This window comes from Brevundimonas bullata, assembly GCF_014207965.1.
In the GTDB taxonomy this organism is placed as follows: Bacteria; Pseudomonadota; Alphaproteobacteria; order Caulobacterales; family Caulobacteraceae; genus Brevundimonas; species Brevundimonas bullata_A.
This window is the reverse complement of the sequence record NZ_JACHLM010000004.1, coordinates 84710-102371: the sequence shown is the minus strand read 5'-3', so window position 1 is coordinate 102371 and position 17662 is coordinate 84710. Positions and strand designations below refer to the sequence as shown.

The 17662-nt window shown below is 66.1% G+C and carries 15 protein-coding genes; 5 read left to right on the top strand and 10 right to left on the bottom strand.

Going from position 1 to position 17662, the window contains the following annotated elements; genetic code table 11:
• Positions 1 to 37: 37 nt before the first annotated feature.
• The 8 genes from HNP51_RS12495 to HNP51_RS12460 form a co-directional block, all read right to left on the bottom strand.
• Positions 38 to 2257, bottom strand: coding sequence for a TonB-dependent receptor (locus HNP51_RS12495; protein WP_184270901.1), 2220 nt, complete (start codon positions 2255 to 2257; stop codon positions 38 to 40).
• Between the two features lie 28 nt (positions 2258 to 2285).
• Positions 2286 to 3605, bottom strand: a complete 1320-nt coding sequence (locus HNP51_RS12490) for an aspartate aminotransferase family protein (protein ID WP_184270898.1) — start codon at positions 3603 to 3605, stop codon at positions 2286 to 2288.
• A 180-nt stretch (positions 3606 to 3785) separates the two neighbouring features.
• On the bottom strand, positions 3786 to 5993 hold the full coding sequence (locus tag HNP51_RS12485) for a TonB-dependent receptor (RefSeq protein WP_184270895.1): 2208 nt from the start codon (positions 5991 to 5993) through the stop codon (positions 3786 to 3788).
• A 291-nt stretch (positions 5994 to 6284) separates the two neighbouring features.
• Positions 6285 to 6854 carry a cupin domain-containing protein gene (locus HNP51_RS12480; RefSeq protein WP_184270892.1) on the bottom strand — a complete coding sequence of 190 codons (570 nt, stop codon included), beginning with the start codon at positions 6852 to 6854 and terminating at the stop codon, positions 6285 to 6287.
• A gap of 5 nt (positions 6855 to 6859) precedes the next feature.
• Positions 6860 to 8146 (bottom strand): acetylornithine deacetylase/succinyl-diaminopimelate desuccinylase family protein, encoded by a 1287-nt coding sequence (locus HNP51_RS12475; RefSeq protein WP_184270889.1) that lies wholly within the window; start codon positions 8144 to 8146, stop codon positions 6860 to 6862.
• A 10-nt stretch (positions 8147 to 8156) separates the two neighbouring features.
• Positions 8157 to 9275: a 3-isopropylmalate dehydrogenase gene (gene leuB / locus HNP51_RS12470; RefSeq protein ID WP_184270886.1), complete on the bottom strand. Its 1119-nt coding sequence runs from the start codon at positions 9273 to 9275 to the stop codon at positions 8157 to 8159.
• A complete protein-coding gene (locus HNP51_RS12465) occupies positions 9259 to 10023 on the bottom strand; it encodes an SDR family oxidoreductase (RefSeq protein ID WP_184270883.1) in 765 nt (254 codons plus the stop codon). Before HNP51_RS12465 ends, leuB begins: the two co-directional genes overlap by 17 nt.
• 15 nt (positions 10024 to 10038) lie before the next feature.
• Positions 10039 to 11484 carry an aldehyde dehydrogenase family protein gene (locus tag HNP51_RS12460; RefSeq protein ID WP_184270880.1) on the bottom strand — a complete coding sequence of 482 codons (1446 nt, stop codon included), beginning with the start codon at positions 11482 to 11484 and terminating at the stop codon, positions 10039 to 10041.
• Positions 11485 to 11909: 425 nt separating this feature from the next.
• On the opposite strand from HNP51_RS12460, the gene HNP51_RS12455 reads away from it, so the two are divergent.
• A complete protein-coding gene (locus HNP51_RS12455; RefSeq protein WP_178825358.1) occupies positions 11910 to 13100 on the top strand; it encodes a site-specific integrase in 1191 nt (396 codons plus the stop codon).
• Between the two features lie 143 nt (positions 13101 to 13243).
• Here the strand turns inward: HNP51_RS12455 and HNP51_RS12450 are convergent, their stop codons facing one another.
• Positions 13244 to 13648: a MerR family transcriptional regulator gene (locus HNP51_RS12450; protein ID WP_178825356.1), complete on the bottom strand. Its 405-nt coding sequence runs from the start codon at positions 13646 to 13648 to the stop codon at positions 13244 to 13246.
• A gap of 61 nt (positions 13649 to 13709) precedes the next feature.
• Between HNP51_RS12450 and HNP51_RS12445 the strand changes: the two genes are divergently transcribed.
• Together HNP51_RS12445 and HNP51_RS12440 are read left to right on the top strand one after the other, a co-directional pair.
• Entirely contained in the window at positions 13710 to 14096 is a 387-nt protein-coding gene (locus HNP51_RS12445; RefSeq protein WP_178825354.1) for an MFS transporter permease, read from the top strand.
• Complete coding sequence (locus HNP51_RS12440) at positions 14093 to 14311, top strand: GDCCVxC domain-containing (seleno)protein (protein WP_178825352.1); 219 nt, start codon at positions 14093 to 14095, stop codon at positions 14309 to 14311. The genes HNP51_RS12445 and HNP51_RS12440 overlap by 4 nt, the downstream gene beginning before the upstream one ends.
• A 237-nt stretch (positions 14312 to 14548) precedes the next feature.
• Here HNP51_RS12440 and HNP51_RS12435 read toward each other — a convergent pair whose 3' ends face one another.
• A complete protein-coding gene (locus HNP51_RS12435) occupies positions 14549 to 14971 on the bottom strand; it encodes a helix-turn-helix domain-containing protein (protein ID WP_178825349.1) in 423 nt (140 codons plus the stop codon).
• Between the two features lie 67 nt (positions 14972 to 15038).
• Here HNP51_RS12435 and HNP51_RS12430 point away from each other — a divergent pair, with 67 nt between their 5' ends.
• Positions 15039 to 17171: a heavy metal translocating P-type ATPase gene (locus tag HNP51_RS12430; protein ID WP_178825346.1), complete on the top strand. Its 2133-nt coding sequence runs from the start codon at positions 15039 to 15041 to the stop codon at positions 17169 to 17171.
• A gap of 135 nt (positions 17172 to 17306) precedes the next feature.
• A complete protein-coding gene (locus tag HNP51_RS12425; RefSeq protein ID WP_178825344.1) occupies positions 17307 to 17651 on the top strand; it encodes a hypothetical protein in 345 nt (114 codons plus the stop codon).
• Positions 17652 to 17662: the final 11 nt, after the last annotated feature.

The following is a 17662-nucleotide window of genomic DNA, read 5'->3' as shown; positions in this document are numbered from 1 at the left end:
CCGACCGAAGCCGACCCGCCCCTTCGGGGGGAGAGGGTTAGAAGTCCATCGACAGGCGCACGCCGTAGGTGCGGCCTTGGCTGGGCGAGGTGGTCGGACGGGCCGAGCCGTTGAAGCCGTTGCGGGTCTCTTCGTAGTAGGTGTTGAAGAGGTTGCGGCCCCACAGACCCACGCGCCAGTTGGCGCCGGTCGGGGCCACGCTGAAGTTGGCGTTCCACAACCAGTAGGCGTCGATGATCGACGAGGAGCTGACCGAATACAGCTCGTCGCGATAGTTGTAGTTGGTCTCGGCTCGCAGGTCCCAGCCGGCCAGGCCCCAGTCATAGGCGATCGAGCCGCCGTAGTTCATCTTGGGGAAGGACAGGCGTTCGCCCGAACGGTCGTTCGAGATGATGATGTCCCAGGGACCGTTGACCGGGTTGGCGGCGTCGGTCTTGGCGCCGTCGATGGCGAAGTACTCGTCATACTCGCCGGTCTTGTAGCCGATGTTCTGGCTGATGGTCAGGCCGTCCAGCGGCACCCAGGTGAGCTCGATCTCGCCGCCCATGATGTGCGACTTGGGCACGTTGGTGATCTTGCCCAGACGCCCGGTCAGACGGTCGTATTCCAGCCCCTGAACCTGCTGGTCCTTGTAGTCGTAGTAGAAGAGGGCGCCGTTCAGACGCAGGCGGCGGTCGAACAGGTCCGACTTTATCCCGGCCTCATAGGCGATGACGATTTCCGGCTTGAACGGGGTCGCCGAGGTGGCGTTGTAGGTGGTGAAGCCGCCCGACTTCACCCCGCGCGCCACGCTGGCGTAGAACAGGGCGTCGTCCGTCAGCTTGTACTCCAGACCCAGGCGGCCAGAGACCTCGTTCAGGTCGGTGTCGTAGCTGGTCGTCGGCGGGGGCGGGTTGGGCGCGACGAAGGTGCCGCCGCTGTCCAGGGTGCGCTCCTCGGTTTCCCACCGCAGACCGGCGATCAGGTTCAGCTTTTCGTTCACCTGATAGGAGTTGTGGGTGAAGACGCCGAAGGCCGACACCGACTGGCCATATCCGGTGTTGATCAGGTTCGCGTTGCCTCGGAAGTTTGTATAGAAGCCGCCGTCGATGCTTTCGTCGGCATAGTGGGCGCCGATCATCCAGCTGAGCGGCCCGTCATCGTTGGAGCTCAGGCGCAGTTCCTGAGCAAAGACGTCGATGTCATTGTAGAAATAGACATTCGATTCATTGAAGCGCGTGCCGTCCCAGTCGTTGAACTCGCTGCGCGAGAAGGTCTGGTAGGCGGTGATCGAGGTCAGGTCGGCCCAGCCCAGATTGGCCTTGATGCGGGCGCTGACGTCGAAGCCGTCGTTGTCGCGGAAGGGCTTGGCGTTCAGGCCGACGCCGGCGACAGCCGCCATGGCGGGCGAGATGCCCCAGCCGGTGATGCGCCAGGCCGTGTCCTTCGGATAGGTCACGGCGCCGCCCGAGACCGTGTACGGCCCCAGCAGGCGGAAGCCGCGTCCGTCCGACTTGTCGACCGAATAGGTGGCCGCCAGATCGACGGTGACGTCCTCGCTGGCGTCCCAGGTCAGGCGGCCGCGGATGGCGGTCTTGTTCAGGTCGCCCAGCTTCTCGCCGGTGTCGCGATGGTACTGCCAGGCGCCGCCCTGTTCGGTGACGGCGGCCAGGCGGCCCAGCAGGTTGGGCGCGATCTGGCCCGAGACATAGCCCTCGACCTTGTAGCGGTCGAAGGTCCCGTATTCGGCGTTGAAACCGGCGCGGAAATCAGCCGTCGGGGCGTTGGTGATGATGTTGACGGCGCCGCCGGTGGTGTTGCGGCCGTAGAGGGTGCCTTGCGGGCCGCGCAGCACCTCCATCCGGGCGATGTCGAACAGGGCGCCTTGCGTGGTCACCGTATAGGGGTGGGCCACTTCATCGACGTAGATGCCGACGGTCGAGGCGTTGTTCGAGGAGTATTCGCGCGCGCCGATGCCGCGGATGCGGAACTGGGGCTGGCCGCCCCCGAACTGGCTGTCGACCTCCATATTGGGGACGGCGTTCTCCAGGTCGTTGACGACCGAGATGCCCTTTTCGTCCAGTTGCTCGCCGCCGATGACGCTCAGCGAGACGCCGACATCCTGGCTGGCCTGTTCGCGGCGTTGTGCGGTAACAATGATTTCACCGACGGTGGTGGCGGTTTGATCGCTGTTATTTGAAGTAGTTTGTGCGGAAGCGACAGACGATGCGGCAATCGTCAGGATACTGATGGAAGCGCTGAGCAGTAACTTGTTCATATTATCCCCCTCGTCGTCGGTGCTGGATTTATCGCGTACGACGAATGATCTGTGACAGGTGATCGATAAGCTCATCGATCTGCGCGCGGCTGATAATCAGCGGAGGCGACAGGGCGATGACATCTCCGGTCACGCGGATCAGAATTCCTTCGTCGAAGGCGGTGTGGAACACGTCCATGGCCCGGGCGCCGGGCGCGTCGGGGCGCGCGGCCAGTTCGATGGCGGCGACCATGCCCAGGTTGCGAATGTCGATGACGTGCGGCAGCCCCCTCAGACCGTGCACGGCCTCTTCCCAGTAGGGCGCCAGCTCGGTCGCGCGCTGGTACAGACCCTCGTCCTCATAGACGTCCAGCGTCGCCAGTCCGGCGGCGGCCGCCAGCGGGTGGCCGGAATAGGTGTAGCCGTGGAAGAACTCGATGCCGGAGGCTGCGGCCTGATTGACCACGGCCTCGTAGATTGCGCCGCGCACCCCGACCGCGCCCATGGGCACGGCGCCGTTGGTCAGGCCCTTGGCGCAGATCAGAAGGTCAGGGATGACCCCAAGGGTTTCGGACGCCGTGGCCCCGCCGACGCGGCCGAAGGCGGTGATGACCTCGTCAAAGATCAGCAGGATGCCGTGGCGAGCGGTGATCTCGCGCAGCCGCTCCAGATAGCCGACCGGCGGCACGATCACGCCGGCGGAACCCGACAGGGGCTCGACGATGACGGCGGCGATGGTCTCGGCGCCATGTTCGGCGATCAGGGCGTCCAACTCGTCGGCCAGGTGCGCGCCCCAGGTCGGCTGGCCGCGCGAGAAGGCGGCTTCCTTCAGGTTCAGCGTATGCGACAGGTGATCGACGCCGGGCAGGGTGGGAAAGCCGCGCCGGTTGTTTTCCAGCCCGCCCACGGAAATGCCGCCGAAGCCGACGCCGTGGTAGCCCTTCTGCCGCCCGATCAGACGGGTGCGGTTCTCGAAACCCTTGGCGCGTTGATAGGCGAGGGCGATCTTCAGGGCGCTGTCGACGCCTTCCGAGCCCGAGCCGGCGAAAAAGACGTGGTCGATGTCGGCGGGGAACAGCATCCCGAGACGGGCGGCCAGTTCGAACACCAGAGGGTGGCCCAACTGGAAGGTCGGGGCGTAGTCGAGGATCTCGGCCTGACGCTGGATCGCCTCGACGATCGGGCGTCGGGCGTGACCGGCGTTGACGCACCACAGGCCCGCCGTGCCGTCGAGGATCGGGCGACCGTCCGGCGTGAAGTAGTGCATGTCCCTGGCCGAGGCGAGCAGCCGCGGATGCGCCTTGAAGCTGCGGTTCGCGGTGAACGGCATCCAGAAGGGATCTAGGTCGTTGGCGGCCCGTGCGGTCATGCAGACATCCTCTCAGAGCGCTCAGTAGTCGATGAATAGGCAGGGAAAGGAAGCCTGTTATTCGTGAGCCATAAGGTATTGAAATTTATCATCTGTGACGCCCGGCGATCAGTATTATGGGCGCGCTGAGCGAGGGCGGGCTGGAAGGCGTACGGAAGCCTCCCAGCCCTGCGGCGGTCCTCAATACTGCAGGCTGAGGCGCGCGCCGATCGTGCGCGGCCGACCCGGCTGGGCGATGTCGGCGCTGGTGAAGAAGTTGCGGGTCAGGTCGTATTCCTGATCGAACAGGTTTCGGGCCCAGAAGGTGACGGACCAGTTGGCCGCCTCGGGACCGACCGTCACGCTGGCGTTGGCGAGCCAGTAGGCTTCGACGTCGTATTTGGGCCCCAGCCACGAGGGGTATTCGTCACGATAGGAGTAGTTGGTCTCGGCCGTGACGGCGAAACCGCTGACGGTCCAGTCGTAGGAGATCGAACCGGCGTAGCTGAGCGCCGGGAAGGGGATCTCGTCGCCGGACTTGTCGATATAGGCGGTGACGCGCGGCGTCTGCTGGCACTTGCCGATGTCGAGGTCCAGGAAGTCGGTGTACTCGCCTTTCTTGTAGCTGACGCTCTGGGAGATTCGCAGGCCCGCCGCCGGACGGAAGACCCCCTCCAGTTCGGCGCCGTAGATCTTGGAATCGGCGTTGGTGAAGCGGCCCACCGGGCCGTTGGCGCCGCAGACCGCCGACAGGACCTGCTGGCCGTTGTAGTCATAGTAGTAGGCCGCGCCGTTGACCTGCACCGCGCGCGACGGATCGGCCTTGAAGCCGACCTCGTAGGCCCAGAGGATTTCGGGGTCGAAGGGTTCGATGCCGCTGCGATTGCCGGTGTTGTAAGTGGTGAAGCCGCCCGACTTGGCGCCCCGGCTGATCGAACCATAGAGCAGCAGGTTGTCTGCGGGCTTGAACTCCAGCGCCGCCTTGCCGGTCAGGGGCGTCATCTTGGTGTCGACCGTGGTCGGCGGCAGGGCGGTGGCGCCGCCGAAGGCCGAACCGAAGCCCTCCAGTTCGCGGGTTTCTTCCTCGTAGCGCAGGCCCAGGATGGCCTTCAGCTGGTCGGTGAAGGCGTATTCCGCCTGGCCGAACAGGCTCCAGGACTCGACCTTCTGGTCATAGGTGACCTGGGCGTAGGTGCCGTAGATGTCGATGAAGTCCGAGGAGTAGCGCTCGTTCAACTCTTGCCTGGAATAGTAGAAGCCAGCCACCCAGGTCAGGGCGCTGTCGTTGTCGGACGACAACCGCAGTTCCTGGGACATCACGTCCACATCGCTGCCGAAGAAGGTGTCGGCCTCGACAGAGGCGCTGGAATCCCAGTCGCCGTACTCGTCGCGCTTCAGGGTTTCGAAGCTGCTGATGCTGTTCAGGTTCATGCCCTTGAGCGCCAGATTGGCGTTCAGCGACGTGCCCCAGGACGAGTTGTCGCGCCCCGGCTTGGCGTTGACGTCGCGGCCGATCTCGGCGGCGAAACGGGGCGAGAGGCCCCAGCCGGTCTTGGAGCGGTCCTTGTCGGCGGGAATGACCGGCCCCGTTCCGCCGCGCGTCCTCAGGTCGCTGAGCAGGTAGAGGCCCTGGTTCTCGGACTTGTCGATCCCGCCGTGCACGTCCAGTAGGAAGGACAGGGTCTCGCTGGGATCCCAGGCCAACAGGGCACGGGCGCCGGTGCGGTCGGCGTCGCCCAGGCTCTCGCCCGTGACTCGGTTTGTCTGCCAGGCGCCGCCCTGTTCGGTCGAGACCGCCAGACGGCCGCGCAGGCCGCCCGCCACCGGACCCGAGACATAGCCCTCGGCGCGGAACTGCTCGTGGCTGCCCCATTCCGTCATCAGCCCGGCCGACAGCTCCTCGGTCGGGCGCTTGGTGACGAAGCTGATGGCGCCGCCGGTGGTGTTGCGGCCGTAGAGGGTGCCTTGCGGGCCGCGCAGGACCTCGACCCGGTCGATGTCGAAGATCAGCCCTTGCGTCATGACCGGGACCGGATAGGCGACCTCGTTCACATAGACGCCGACGGTGGGCGAGTTGTTCGAGGCGTAGTCCTGGAAGCCCACGCCCCGCAGACGAAATTGCGCCGCGCCGCCGCCGAAGGCCGGTTCGACCTCCAGGTTGGGCGTGGCGTTCTGGAGCTGATTGACGTTGGTGACGCCCTGCTGGATCAGACTCTCGCCGCTGAGGACGCTGAGGGCGATGCCCACATCCTGGGCCGCCTGTTCACGCCGTTGGGCGGTGACGATGACCTCGTCGACCACCGTGGCGCGCTCGGGGGCGCGCTCGGGCGGAGCCTGCTGGGCCATGGCGGTGGTGGAACACAGGGCTGCGAGCGCCCCGGCGGATACGCTGACCAAAAGACGATTCATCGCCTCATCCCTCCCATGACGCCGCACGGACCGTTCTTCAGCGGTCTCATTGCGGCCGAGGCGGAACGACGGTTCCGCCACCCGCTATCTATCCTCGGCCTCGGGGCGTTGTGCAATGCAGCAAGCCTTGCGTTTCCCTGAGCCGCCTCCCGGTGTCACGCTACTGTCTTGCACGAAGTAGCTGGCGAAACGGAGAGATCGACAAGCCTGTTTCTTTGAGAGGTCAATCAGCTGAGAAGACGGGTATTTTATTTTTCTCGCTCAGTATTCCGAGCAACTGCAACGCGGCGGTCAGAAGGTCGGCGGGGTGCAGGCGCTGATGACGACGCAGGGCACGTCGCCGACGTTGCGGAAGCGGTGGGGCAGGGTGCTGGGGAAGAGGTAGCCGTCGCCGGCTTTCAGCACCCGGGATTGACCGTCAACGGTCACTTCCAGGCGACCGGAAATGATCAGGCCGCCTTCCTCGCCTTCATGGGACAGCATGACCCGGCCGCTGTCCGATCCGGGCTGATAGGTCTCGTGCAGGATCTGCAGGCTGCTGTCCTGACCCGAGCCGAGCTGGCGGTAGGAGACCTCGCCGCGCGAAATCTCCGTCAGTTCGTCATGGCGATAGAAATGCTTGGTCGGGGTCTCGAACTCGGAACTGAAGAATTCGCCCAGCGACACCCCGGCGGCGTCCAGCAGACGTTTCAGCGAGCCGACAGAGGGGCTGGTGCGGCCGCTCTCGACCAGGCTGACGGTGCTGGACGGCACCCCCGCCTTGCGCGCCAGCGCCCGCTGCGACAGGCCCAGCCGGTCCCGAAGCGCCCGCAGGCGCGGGCCGATGATGTTGTCGCCTTCGTCGGCGTCGCCACGGGCCATGTCGCTCATCCTCGCTTGCGGGTCAGCAGGTCGTAGGCGGCGCGCGCCATGACCTTGGCCGAATTGGTCATGTCCTCGATCCCCACCCATTCGTCGGGTTGGTGCGCCAGGTCCAGCACGCCGGGGCCGTAGGCGATGCAGTCCTTCAGCTTGCCGATGCGGTCGATGTGTTTCTGGTCATAGGTGCCGGGCGAGCAGACGAACTGGGCCTTCCTGCCCAGCACCGTCTCGATGGCGGCGGCGGTGGTGCTGGCCACGGGGCCGTCGCGGTCGGCCATGCTGGGGGCCACCTGAAACAGGTCGCGCATCTCGTAGCGGAAGCCGTGGCGCTGGGCCGCCAGGCCGTCGAGGATGGCTTTCACCTCGCCCTTCACGTCGTCCAGAGACTCCTCGATCAGGAAGCGGCGGTCGATGATCATGCGGCTGGAATCGGCGACGCAGGGTGCGGGCAGGCCGTCGAAGTCCTCGCCCTGGCCGCCGTGGATGGAGTTGATGTTCATGGTCGACTGGCGCGCGCCCTCGGGCACGACCGGCATGTCCGAATGGCGACCTGCCATGGCCGGATAGAGCTTGTCCTCGAAGGCCTGCATCACCGCGCCCATGTGGCGGATGGCGGAATCGCCCAGGAAGGGCATGGAGCCGTGGGCGATGCGCCCCTTGGTCTCGATCTCGGCCCACCAGACGCCGCGGTGGCCGATGCAGACCCGGTCCACGTTCAGCGGCTCGGGGATGATGACGTGGTTGACGCGCGGCTCCGAAAACCAGCCACGCTCGGCCAGATAGGCGACGCCGCCGTAGCCGCCGGACTCCTCGTCCACCGTGCCGGAGATCTCCAGCGCGCCGGGCAGGGGCAGGCCGGAATCGATCAGGGCCTCCACGGCGATGATAGAGGCGGCCAGCCCGCCCTTCATGTCGCAGGCGCCTCGGCCATAGACGCGACCGTCCTTCACCTCGCCGCCGAAGGGATCGACGGTCCAGCCGGCGCCGACCTCGACCACGTCGATGTGGCTGTTGAAGTGGACGCAAGGCCCCGGTTCAGAGCCGGTCCAGCGGGCGATGACGTTGGTGCGGGGATAGGCGTCGCTGTCGCCGGGCGAGCCTTCGCCGCGCACATATTCGACGGTGAAGCCGCGCTTCTTCAGCCGCTCGCCGATGTACTCGGCGCAGGGGCGATAGGCCTCGCCCGGCGGGTTGACGGTGGGAAAGCGGATCAGGTCCTGGGTCAGGGCGACCAGTTCGTCGGTGCGGCCGTCGATCAGGTCCATGACGGTCTGCAGGGTGGGGGCGGTCATCGGTCGATCCTCACGCGAACTGGGCGTCCAGCGCGGCCAGAACCGCGTCGGTCATCTGAAGGGTGGAGACGGGGGCGACGCCGGCTTCCGCAATGTCGGGGGTGCGCACGCCGCTGGACACGACGTGCCGCACGGCGCGCTCGACCGCATCGGCCAGGTCCGCCCGGTCGAACGACCAGCGCAGGCACAGGGCGAAGGACAGGATGGCGGCGATGGGATTGGCGACGCCCTGGCCCGCGATATCGGGGGCCGAGCCGTGGATCGGCTCATACAGGCCCCGGCTGCGCCCGCCCTGCCCAAGGCCGGACAGGGAGGCCGAGGGCAGCAAGCCCAGCGATCCGGTCAGGGCCGCCGCCGCGTCGGACAGGATGTCGCCGAACAGGTTGTCGGTGACGATGACGTCGAACTGATCCGGGCGCCTGACCAGCTGCATGGCGCAGTTGTCGGCGTACATGTGCGACAGCTCCACGTCGGGATAGCCGGCGGCGACCTCGGTCGCGACGGTCCGCCACAGGGCGCCCGTCTCCATGACATTGGCCTTGTCCACCGAGCAGACGCGGCGCTGGCGGGTGCGGGCCAGTTCAAAGGCCGTGCGGCAGACGCGCGCGATTTCGGCTTCTGTGTAGGCTTGGGTGTCATAGGCGCGGCGCTGGCCGTCAGGGCCGATCTCATTGGCGCGGGGCAGGCTGAAATAGACGCCCGCTGTCGCCTCGCGCACGATCAGGATGTCGAGGCCCCGGATCAGGTCGGGCTTCAGCGCCGAGGCGTCCAGCAGTTCGTCGAAACAGACGGCGGGGCGCAGATTGGCGTAGAGGTCCAGCGCCTGACGCAGGCGCAGTATGCCCATCTCGGGCCGCTGGGCGCGGGGCAGGTGGTCCCACTTCGGCCCGCCCACGGCGCCGAACAGGACGGCGTCGGACGCCAGGGCCTGCTCCACCACATCCTCGGCTATGGGCGCGCCGACGGCGTCGATGCTGGCGCCCCCGGCCAGTCCCTCGCTCAGTTCAATCCGCAGCCCGGCGTTTCTGGCCCAGTCGACGACACGCAGGGTCTCGCGGATGATTTCCGGCCCGATGCCGTCGCCGGGCAGGACCAGCAGCTTGAAGGGGCGGTCAGATGCAGCGGCCACCGTCCACCTCCATCGCTACGCCGGTGATCATCGAGGCGTCGTCCGAACAGAGGAAGGCGGCGGCGGCGCCCATGTCTTCCGGCGTTGAGAAGCGGCCGATGGGGATGGAGGCCAGGAACCTGGCGCGCACCTCGGGCGTGTCCTCGCCCATGAAGGTCTTCAGCAGAGGCGTGTCGCCCGCCACCGGGTTCAGGGCGTTCACCCGCACCTGGAAGGGCGCCAACTCGACCGCCATGGCCCGCGTCGCCGTGATGACCCAGCCCTTCGAGGCATTGTACCAGGTCAGGTTCGGCCGGGGGCTGACCCCGCCGGTCGAGGCGATGTTCAGAATGGCGCCCGAGCCTTGCGCCTTCATGCCCGGCACGAAGGCCTTAGACATCAGGTAGATGGAGCGCATGTTGACGGCGGCGATGCGGTCGAAGGCCTCGTCGGATAACTCATCCAGCGGCTGGGGTGTGTGGCCGACCCCGGCGTTGTTGACCACGATGTCGACGCCGCCCAGCAGATGGTTTGCCGTCTCTGCCAATGCTGCCACGTCAGCGGCGCTGGAGACGTCCGCCTTCACGGCCAGGTCCGCGTCGCCCAGTTCCGCCGCCAGGGCGCGGGCGGCGTCGCCGTTCAGGTCGGCGACGATGACGCGGGCGCCTTCCTCGGCGAAGCGGCGTGCGATGCCGGCGCCGAAGCCGGAGGCTCCGCCCGTGACGATCGCTCGCTTGCCCTCCAGCCGCTTCGATCTGTTCTCCCCCAAGACGCCTACTCCCTGCTATCCGTGATGGGCCGCGACGGTCTTGAGCGCGGTGAAGGCGTAGAGCGCCTCGAACCCCTTCTCGCGACCGTGACCCGACCTGCCGACGCCGCCGAAGGGCAGTTCGACCCCGCCCGCCGCGCCGTAGTTGTTGATGAAGACCTGTCCGGCCCGCAGCCGTTTCGCCAGCCGCATCTGCCGTCCGCCGTCGGCGGTCCAGACGCCCGCGACCAGGCCGTAGTCGGTGCCGTTGGCGATGGCGACGGCCTCGTCCTCCGTCTCGAACGGGATGACCACGACGGCGGGGCCGAAGATCTCCTGCTGCGCCAGCGGGTGATCGGGCGCGACATTGGCGAACAGGGTCGGCGCGACATAGGCGCCGCCTTCGGGCAGGTCGGCCAGTTTCGCCTGGGCGACGATCAGGCCGTCGGCGCGGCCCTTCTCGATGAAGCCTTCGACCATGGCCTGCTGCTTCTTCGACACCAGCGGGCCGACATCGCGGTCGTCCATGGCCGGGCCGACGGTCAGGGCGGCGAAGCGCTCGGCCATGCGGCGCACGACCTCGTCATAGACGCCGCGCTGGACCAGGACGCGCGATCCGGCCGAACAGGTCTGGCCCGCGTTCTGGATGCCCGCGTTGACGAGGAAGGGCAGGGCCTTGTCCAGATCGGCGTCGTCAAACACCAACTGGGGCGACTTCCCGCCGAGCTCCAGCGTCACCGGCACGGCGTTGACCGCCGCCGCCTGCTGGATGGCCACGCCGACCCCGGTTGAGCCGGTGAAGGACAGGTGGTTGACCCCCGGATGCGCCGCCAGCGCCGCGCCAGCCTCGGCCCCCGTGCCGGTCACGACGTTCAGGGCCCCTGCGGGCAGGCCGCAGTCGGCCGCGATATGGGCGAAGGCCAAGGCGGTCAGAGACGCCTGCTCGGCGGGCTTCAGCACCACGGCGTTGCCGACGCACAGGGCCGCCACGACCGAGCGGCCGATGATCTGCATCGGATAGTTCCAGGGGATGATGTGGCCGGTCACGCCATGCGGCTCGCGCAGGGTGTAAACCGTGTAGCCGTCCTGGAAGGGAATGGTCTCGCCGTGCAGCTTGTCCGCCGCGCCCGCGTAGAATTCGAGGTAGCGGGCCAGGGCGATCACGTCGTTGCGGGCCTGCTTCAGCGGCTTGCCGACGTCCAGCGCCTCGAGTTCGGCCAGAATGTCGATGCGCGCTTCGACCTCGCGCCCCATGCGGGCCAGGATGCGGCCGCGCTCCACCGCCGTCATGCGTCCCCAAGGGCCGTCCAGCGCCGTCCGCGCCGCGCGCACCGCGGCGTCGATGTCCTCGGCCCCGCCCGCCGCCAGCGCGCCTGTCTGCTCGCCCGTCGAGGGGTTTTCAATGGGCAGAAGGCCGCCGCCGCTCGCCGCACGCCACTGGCCGCCGAGGAAGATTTGATCGGTAGGAAAGGGCGCAACCATCAACCGTACTCACCACATCATCGCTCGCCGTCGCGAACGCCTAAGGTGAGTGGGCCTGATTATCGATTACGCAACAAGCCCTTTATGGCGGGAGGCTAAACCACTGATCTTGGGTCACAGATGATCAAAATTCTGATCGAAATGCGCGATCATGATCATGATCGCTGCGCTGCGCGTGCAGGATCGCCGGGGCCCGAAGGCCTGACTATCAGCTCATGCTGTCTGAAGCGGCGCTAGGCCGGTGGCGGAGAGGGTGTCGGATTCCGGGCCTTTTCAGCCCTATTCACCGTTGTTCAGAGGTAGGTTGAACCCAGGTGTGGCTTGAGTTTGGTCGCTTCAGGACGTTGCATATTGTTGCACTCAAGCGCAGATTTTTTGATGGGTGAGTTGATGGGTTTTATGATGGGTTGTTGGATGGGTGGAAAATGCCCCGGAAAGCAGATGAACTAGGACCATTGGCGGTGTCGCGGCTAAGCGAACCTGGCCTGCATTTTGTTGGCGGGGTAGCGGGGCTAGCCCTGCAAGTGCTGTCAAGCGGCGGGCGAAGCTGGATCTTGCGCGCAACCATGGGCAAGCGGAGGAGAGACCTGGGTCTCGGGGGCTATCCCGATGTGACGCTGGCGCGAGCGCGAGAGGCCGCCCGCGACGCGCGGGAGCAGATCCGGCGCGGTATTGATCCAGTCGAAGCAGGTCGTGAGGCGCGCCGAGCGGTGAGAACGCCCGCCGTCGTTGCGATCTCGTTCCGCAAGGCCGCAGAGGCTTATATGGCGGCGCATGAGGCTAGCTGGAAGAATCCCAAACACAGGGCGCAGTGGGCGGCCACGCTTGAAACCTATGTCTATCCGGTGATCGGCGACCTGGGCGTGGAGGAAGTCGCTCTTCCTCATGTGATGCGAATTCTGGAGCCCATCTGGACGATCAAGACCGAGACCGCGAGCCGCCTTCGCGGGCGTGTGGAAATGGTGCTCGATTGGGCCGCGGCGCGCGAATACCGATCTGGCCCCAATCCCGCACGTTGGCGGGGGCATCTGGACAAACTCCTCGCCAAGCCATCCCGGGTCGCGAAGGTTGTTCACCACAAGGCCTTGGGCATCGACCAAATGCCTGCCTTCATGGCCAGGCTTGCTGAAGAAAAAGGGACAGGCGCGCGGGCGCTTGAGTTCACCATTCTCACCGCAGCGCGCTCGGGCGAAGTGCGGGGCGCCAGATGGTCCGAGATCGATCTTCCGGCCGCCCTGTGGGTCGTGCCGGGTGAGCGGATGAAGGCGGGGCGGCCGCATCGTGTGCCGCTTTCGTCAGGCGCGCTCGCGCTTCTCGCTGCGACGCGCCGGAATCCGGACATTGATCTGGTCTTCGCCAATATCGATGGCGAGGCGCTCTCGAACATGACCCTTGCTTCCGTGCTTCGCCGCATGAAGGTCGAGGCCGTGCCGCACGGCTTCCGGTCGACGTTCAGGGATTGGGTGTCGGAGAAGACCGCGCATCCTCAAGAAGCTGCCGAGATGGCGTTGGCGCACACAGTGAGCAGCAAGGTTGAGGCGGCCTATCGTCGTGGAGACATGATGGCGAAGCGATTTCGGCTGATGGAGGACTGGGCGGAGTTCTGCCTGGGTTAGCCCTGCGGCTAGCCTTCGCGCCTGTGTTTCCTTGTGGTTGTTCAGGTATCAATCGCAGTCGCCTGGGAACTGCCTGGACCCTGAATGAGGGGTGAGGGGGCGATGATCCACCCGGCTCCGGACGGCCTCGATGAGGGGGCGATCTAGCTTGAGCCGAGCTCTTCGATGACAGGACACCGGATTTGCCTGCCGTCGCCACAGTCGGCGACGGTCTGCCTCAACAGAGCTTGAAGCCGGAGCAGGTCGGCGATCTTGGCTTCGATGCTTACAAGGTGGTCCTGAGCCATGTCGCGCACTTCGCTGCAGGATTGGACCGTCGGCTCGCTTAGAGCGATCAGCCGCCGAATGGCGTCTATGCCGAACCCGAGTTCGCGTGATCGGCGGATGAATCTCAGTCGCTGGGCGTGTTCAGGCTCGTAACACCGATGTCCGCCGGGGGTTCGGGCCGGCGCAGGCATCAGTCCGATACGTTCATAGTAGCGCACGGTCTCCAGGTTCACCCCGGCGCTGAGCGCGAGGCGCCCGATGGTCAAATTCTGTCTCGACACGCTCTTGATCCCGTAGTGGCTACGGGTTGTAGCCTGTATCAGAAGTCAGACAGGATAGCCCATGGCGACCGACCCAAACCGCACCCGCATTCCAGAAGTCGCCGTCAGCGCCTCAGCGGCGGTCGGCGGGTTCGCTTCCCTTCTTGCATGGGCGGCCTGCTGCGTCCTGCCGTTGGTGCTGTCGATTGCAGGCGTATCCTTCGCGGGCGTCACCGTGTTCGCCGGCGCGCGCCATTGGTTGACCCCGATCGCCGCCGTGGTTCTGGCCGCCGGGTGGCTGCTGCACTGGCGCCGCTCTCGGATGTGCCGACGCGATACGGCCTGCGGACGACCTTCACCGCTGGCCTTCTGGCTGCTTGTCATCGCCACGCTGCTGATCGTGCTTTCTCTCGCCTGGGAGCCCTTTGTCGAGCCCTGGCTCCTGCCTCAACTGGCGGCCGTCAAATGAAGGCGCCCGTCCTGCTCCAGTCCACGCTGACCTGTCCGCATTGCGGCCATGTCGCGACCGAGACCATGCCCACCGACGCCTGCATCTGGTTCTACGACTGCCTCGGCTGCGGCGTGAAGCTGAAGCCCTTGCCCGGCGATTGCTGCGTCTTCTGTTCCTATGCCGACGTGCCCTGTCCGCCGATCCAGGAGGATGGCAAGGGCTGCTGCGGCTAGCGATAGTACGCATCTGGACCGAAGCCCCGCGTCGCCAAACCTGGTGAACGCGGGCGTTCCGTTTCTTCGTTGATCGCCAGTTTGCCTTTGGCGTTGAGCCGGCCTGAACGCGACGGCGGGCAGGTCATTGGCCGCGTCGATCGGCACGCCCGACGCCTTCACTCGGAATATCGGGCCACCAGTTGACTGGCATGGGCACGGGTCAAGGCGGTTGTCTTGGACGGTAGCAAACAGAGCCTAGTGTCTGTCGTGCAAGCATCCGCTATGGTCACCTAGGACCTCAATCACGCGGCAGTTTGCAGCCGAATCCTGGGCGCATTCCGTCATGCGCGCGACCTCGGTCCGCAAAGCGGTGAGCCGCGCGATCTTGTGGTCGATATCGGCGAGGTGGGACCGGGCGATGCTGTCGGCTGATAGACAGGGGCGGCTCGGGTCTCCTGCCAGCGCCAGAAGTTCACGGATCGGTTCGATCTCGAAGCCGAGTTCGCGCGCGTGTCGAATGAACCGCAGGCGTCGCAGATCATCGGCATCATAGAGGCGCCGGTTTCCTTCCGAGCGAGGCGGCGACGGCAGGAGCTGAATCTGCTCATAGTAGCGGATCGTCGGCGCCTTGATCCCGCTCGCTTTGGACGCCTGGCCTATCGTCACGCCCTGGCTCATTTTATCGCTTGCTCCTCTAGTCGCTAGAGGAAGTAGCGTCGCCCGGCGTTCGAAACAAGGAGCTCTCATGCCGCCGGAAACTCTGGAAACCCGATATCGCGTGACCGGAATGGATTGCGCAGGCTGCGGCTCCAAGGTCGATACGGCGGTCCGGAAACTGCCGGGCGTCACAGATGTCGCGGTGGCCGTCTCTTCAGGCCTGCTGAAGGTCACACACGACGCCGATTTCGCAGGTGAGGGCGTGCTTCGCCAGATCCGCAATCTGGGCTACGGCGTGGAGGTCCTCATTCCGCTGGAACCTTCGGCGGGTTCGGAGATCACCTCATCGAGGCTGAAGGGCCCCTGGTGGTGGACCCGCAAGGCCAGGTTGACGGCGGCCTGCGGCGTCGCCCTGGTCGCGGCCTATGTCTTTGGCTCTCTTTTTCCGTCCATCGAGCGCGCGGCCTTCCTAATCGCTCTCGCTGTCGGCCTTATTCCGGTCGGCTGGCGCGCGATCACCGCTGCTCGGTACGGGACGCCGTTCTCGATCGAGATGCTGATGACGATTGCGGCGGTCGGAGCCGTCTTCATCGGCGCTGCAGAAGAAGCCGCGGCCGTCGTCCTTCTGTTCCTGGTCGGCGAAATGCTGGAGGGCGTCGCTGCGGGGCGGGCCCGCAAGAGCATCCAGGGTCTGACCGACCTGGTGCCCAAGACCGCCCTGGTCGAAATCGATGGCCAGGTCAGTGAAGTACCGGCTGAAAGTCTTGCGCTCGGCGCCGTCATCCTTGTGAGGCCGGGCGACCGTGTGCCGGCCGACGGCGACGTCGTTGAAGGCGAGGGCGAGATCGACGAAGCCCCGGTGACGGGAGAGAGCGTACCCAAGCGGAAAATGGCGGGCGACCCCGTCTTCGCAGGGACCATCAATGTGGGCGGCGTCCTGCGGGTCCGGGTCACGGCCGCGGCCGCCGACAACACGATTGCGCGGGTCGTGCGTCTGGTGGAGGAGGCGCAGGAATCGAAATCGCCGACCGAGCGATTCATCGATCGCTTCTCGACAATCTACACGCCCGTCGTCCTCGTCGTCGGCGCCCTGGTCGCGACCGTTCCGCCGCTCGCGTTCGGCGCATCATGGAGCGAGTGGATCTACAAGGGTCTGGCGATCCTCCTGATCGGCTGTCCTTGCGCCCTCGTGATCTCGACGCCGGCGGCCATCGCTGCGGGTCTCTCCGCAGGCGCGCGGCGAGGCCTGCTGATGAAGGGCGGAGCTGTCCTCGAAACCCTGGGCAAGATCAACGCCGTCGCCTTTGACAAGACCGGGACGCTGACATCAGGCAAGCCGCTCGTGACCGACGTCGTGGCGGGCGCGCGAACTGAAGGGGAGGTGCTGTCGCTGGCCGCGGCCCTGGAAACCGGATCGAGCCACCCTCTGGCCCTGGCCATCCTCAATCGCGCGAAGGCCGACGGCGTGTCCATCCCGCCGGCATCATCGGCCCGGGCGATCCCGGGGGAGGGCGTCGAAGGGACCGTGGGCGGCGCGCAGGTCTTCCTGGGATCGCCGCAGGCCGTCGCCCGGCGAGTCGGGCTTTCGGCGTCTCAGGACGCGGCGATCGCGGGCCTCAACGCCGAGGGCAAAACCGTTTCCGTGGTCGTGGCCGATGGCCAGGCGGCGGGCTTCCTGGCCATGCGGGACGAGGCGCGGCCCGACGCTGCGGCGGGCCTCGCGCGCCTCAAGGCCATGGGGGTTCGCGCTATAATGCTGACTGGAGACAACCGGCGCACAGCGGAAGCGGTCGCCAACGGTCTCGGCGTCGAAGTGCGGGCTGAACTGCTGCCGCAGGACAAACAGAGAATCGTCAGGGAATTCCAGGCGGAGGACCTTGTCGTCGCCAAGGTCGGCGACGGCATCAATGATGCGCCCGCGCTCGCCGCCGCCGACATCGGCATCGCCATGGGCGGCGGCGCCGACGTGGCCCTGGAGACGGCTGACGCGGCGGTGCTGCACGGGCGTGTCCAGGACATCCCCGACATGATCGTCCTGTCCAGGGGGGTGATGGGCAATATCCGTCAGAACATCACCATCGCCCTGGGCTTGAAGGCGGTCTTCCTGGTCACGACGGTGATCGGCGTTACCGGTCTCTGGCCCGCCATCCTCGCTGATACAGGGGCGACGGTGCTCGTGACCGCCAACGCCATGCGTCTGCTGCGGTGGAGACCGAATTGACCAGGTCGCCCTTCAGGTCGCCAGCATCGCGCTTTGATCACAAGCTGGGCTTGCGGTCTCCAGCGGGCTGCGGCTCCAGAGGCGGTGCGACCATGACGGCATTGCCGGTCGCCGAGACTGTGGTAGGAATGGGTCATGTTTGAATGGTCGAACAGGACACTTGTGGTGGGGGCGCTTCTTGCGCTCGTCATCGTTGTGTTTGGCTTCCTGCCGGCCGCTGACGCAGCGGCCTGTGCGCCAGAGGCGCGGGCTGATGTCGCGTCGTCATCCATTTCAACCTCTCCTGATCACGAGACAAGCGGTGATCTGAAACACGGCGTTTGCACCCATGGTCATTGCCACCATGGCTCGACGGGTATGCAGCCGGCGTCGATCCTTGTTCCGGCCAACCTGAGCAAGGCCGATGACAAGGCGGCGCTGAAAAGCGACCTGATGGCGTCTCGAACGCCCGCCGGCCCGGATCGCCCTCCCAGAGTCTGACGAGAATGCCG

Coding starts and splice junctions, on each gene's coding strand:
- HNP51_RS12495 (WP_184270901.1), bottom strand. CDS start 2,257: ATGAACAAGTTACTGCTCAGCGCTTCCATCAGTATCCTGACGATTGCC.
- HNP51_RS12490 (WP_184270898.1), bottom strand. CDS start 3,605: ATGACCGCACGGGCCGCCAACGACCTAGATCCCTTCTGGATGCCGTTC.
- HNP51_RS12485 (WP_184270895.1), bottom strand. CDS start 5,993: ATGAATCGTCTTTTGGTCAGCGTATCCGCCGGGGCGCTCGCAGCCCTG.
- HNP51_RS12480 (WP_184270892.1), bottom strand. CDS start 6,854: ATGGCCCGTGGCGACGCCGACGAAGGCGACAACATCATCGGCCCGCGC.
- HNP51_RS12475 (WP_184270889.1), bottom strand. CDS start 8,146: ATGACCGCCCCCACCCTGCAGACCGTCATGGACCTGATCGACGGCCGC.
- HNP51_RS12460 (WP_184270880.1), bottom strand. CDS start 11,484: ATGGTTGCGCCCTTTCCTACCGATCAAATCTTCCTCGGCGGCCAGTGG.
- HNP51_RS12455 (WP_178825358.1), top strand. CDS start 11,910: ATGCCCCGGAAAGCAGATGAACTAGGACCATTGGCGGTGTCGCGGCTA.
- HNP51_RS12445 (WP_178825354.1), top strand. CDS start 13,710: ATGGCGACCGACCCAAACCGCACCCGCATTCCAGAAGTCGCCGTCAGC.
- HNP51_RS12440 (WP_178825352.1), top strand. CDS start 14,093: ATGAAGGCGCCCGTCCTGCTCCAGTCCACGCTGACCTGTCCGCATTGC.
- HNP51_RS12435 (WP_178825349.1), bottom strand. CDS start 14,971: ATGAGCCAGGGCGTGACGATAGGCCAGGCGTCCAAAGCGAGCGGGATC.
- HNP51_RS12430 (WP_178825346.1), top strand. CDS start 15,039: ATGCCGCCGGAAACTCTGGAAACCCGATATCGCGTGACCGGAATGGAT.
- HNP51_RS12425 (WP_178825344.1), top strand. CDS start 17,307: ATGTTTGAATGGTCGAACAGGACACTTGTGGTGGGGGCGCTTCTTGCG.